Raw genomic sequence first — 1619 nt, forward strand, 5'->3', positions numbered from 1 at the left:
ACTACGATAATCTGATTAGATTATCATCTCACACAGGTCATTTTGGATCGGTGAAAGGTGGACATTTTAAATCGGTGCTGACATCTGTCTGTCATCCTGCCACCAGATACCGTTCACAGCGTCACAATATAGCTTGGAAAGATTATCGAAATCCGGTGTTACTGCTGGGCGAATCATTCCCTTCTGTGCCGCCATACGTTTTTTTTGAGACCAACTCATCGGTATCGGTAAAACAGTTAAAAGTTCTAATGCGACCGGTCCTTCCAGCGACAGACAGCCTGTCTGACTAATAACTACTGTTCGAACGTACTCTTCCGCTACTGCTGTTTTTTGGGGTGTATAGGCGCGCCCCCTCCGTGTCAAACGTGGGCGACTTTTCGCTACTGGCTCACCAGGAATTATTGCTGTAATTGCTGCTTCATGATCTGGACCGTTCAGGCACTCAGTCACTATGGCGGGTATTTCCTGTAAACGGGACTGGATGTCATATTCCATATGACTACTCCTGAAAATTTAAAAAACCAGACCGATCACGGTCAATAAAGGTCAATAAACTTAATTGACCTTATTTGACCTGCCAGATTGCTCTGTCAGTGACCATTTATTCCTTTCGGATTAACGTGGAATGTGACTGTTGGTCGTCCTGCACCGCTAGAGTCAACAACTCTTCTGAGATAGTTATGCCTAACTAAGATATCCAGCGCACGCTGTCTGTCGTCTTTTTTCGTCAAACCAGACCAGTGCTTCTTTTCAAGGTCATACTGTTTAAATATTGGGGACAGCTCATCTAATCGTGACAATAACGCGTTTACTGGGACCATGGAATTATCAAGCAAAGCATAAACACGCTCCGCATGCGTCATCAATACATCACACCACTGCATAGCCATTTTTACAGCATCTGCTGTTATGGGGGTCGTAGTAGGCTGATCCATCAAATGAAAGACCACAGCTAATGTAGGCATCAACGACGGATACTTACCAAGATGACCTTCCAGCCGATGGTCTATATCGCCATTCCTCAAATTTTGCATGAGCGAGGTATACCAGTCGTCAAAAAGCGACTGAGCATCATCGTCAAAGCGTAATATCACCGGTTCATCAGGCCGATACTCTATCTGATTAAACCGTTCGAATATTTTCCTTGCGGCATCAGAAGAAACTTTGTCTGGCGCTTTATCTACATACTGAAATTCCGACGTATCGGGATACACCATAATCTGTAGTCGTTCAATCAATCCATCCCCACCGTGTTTGCCGTCTTGGTCTTTTAAAAGCGAGAGCAGACGAATAGGCTGAATGCCACCTATCACAGACATTGTGTTGGATTTGATAAACACCCCATCGCGGGATACTCTGTCATAACTAAACGAGCCGTTACCATTGAAGGCTTCCAGCCAAAACGCTCGATCTGTCTGCCTATCATCTCTATTTAATCCCGCCAGCCATCCGTTGAGTTCATCACGCACCAGCAAAAGACCTACAGGGTTTTGTGACAACAAAACACCAAGCTGTTCCACTGTCGTATCATTAACGATGAAGTGGTTATAGTTTTCCGGACACACAAACAAGGGTAATCTTGAAACCCTATTAAGGTGTGTGAGCATGTCGGAAAAGAA

The 1619-nt window shown here is 44.7% G+C and carries 2 protein-coding genes; both read right to left on the reverse strand.

What is annotated here, in order from left to right; translation table 11 throughout:
- Positions 1-66: 66 nt before the first annotated feature.
- Entirely contained in the window at positions 67-495 is a 429-nt protein-coding gene (locus tag ABD892_RS10760) for a RusA family crossover junction endodeoxyribonuclease (protein WP_345195631.1), read from the reverse strand.
- 95 nt (positions 496-590) lie between these two features.
- Positions 591-1619, reverse strand: a 1029-nt coding sequence (locus ABD892_RS10765; protein ID WP_345195633.1) for a DUF3987 domain-containing protein, incomplete at its 5' end; no start/stop codon positions are given.

This window comes from Kistimonas scapharcae (assembly GCF_039540975.1).
GTDB lineage: Bacteria > Pseudomonadota > Gammaproteobacteria > Pseudomonadales > Endozoicomonadaceae > Kistimonas > Kistimonas scapharcae.